This is a genomic window from Pyxidicoccus fallax, assembly GCF_012933655.1.
In the GTDB taxonomy this organism is placed as follows: Bacteria; Myxococcota; Myxococcia; order Myxococcales; family Myxococcaceae; genus Myxococcus; species Myxococcus fallax.
The window spans coordinates 1-665 of the sequence record NZ_JABBJJ010000754.1 but is presented as its reverse complement, the minus strand read 5'-3'; the positions used below and the strand labels follow the sequence as shown (position 1 = coordinate 665).

Here is a 665-nt window from a genome sequence, read left to right as displayed (position 1 = left end):
GTATCGATAAGACTGCCCGAGGCTGACGAGCCACGATTTTTTCCGCGCCAGCTAACAGTGATACTCGCCGCGCAATATTCGGCCCAATGCTGCCCCGCAGTCGAAAATACTGCAGAGTGAGAGGATATCCCCGTCCGGCAAAATAATTTTGTGTTGTTGCCAGCGCGGCATTGTTGCGCTCCCCCAGAAATGCCTGTCGATGTTAGGGTGAGACGTTTATCACTACAGGAGAACGCAAATGATTGTCAGGACCTGGCACGGCTGTGTGCCATTGCAACATGCTGAGGGGTTTGCCCGCCACCTTGAGCGGACCGGCGTGGAACACGCTCAGAGCATCGCCGGCAACCGGGGGGCGCTGGTGCGCCAGGAAAACCAGGGCGAATGGGCGCATTTCTTTCTTGCCACCTACTGGCAGGATCTCGCGGCGGTCAAAGCCTTCGCTGGCGAAGACTATCACGTCGCGGTCACCTATCCGGACGACGAAGCATTCGAACTCCTCTCCGACCCCTATGTGTTTCAGCATGAAGTCGAGGTCGTGTCGCCGCTGTAGGCTGATGACCGGGCAGGTGGAAGTTTGGCCAGCAGCAGGCGGTTGCTGGCTGCGCGAGAGCGACGTCTACCTTGTATGGGCAGCCAGCCGCCGCTGGGTGAACGTGGCATGATGG

The 665-nt window shown here is 58.8% G+C and carries 1 protein-coding gene; it reads left to right on the top strand.

Going from position 1 to position 665, the window contains the following annotated elements; translation table 11 throughout:
- Positions 1–238: 238 nt before the first annotated feature.
- Positions 239–550, top strand: a complete 312-nt coding sequence (locus HG543_RS54010) for a hypothetical protein (RefSeq protein WP_004179388.1) — start codon at positions 239–241, stop codon at positions 548–550.
- Positions 551–665 lie beyond the last annotated feature (115 nt).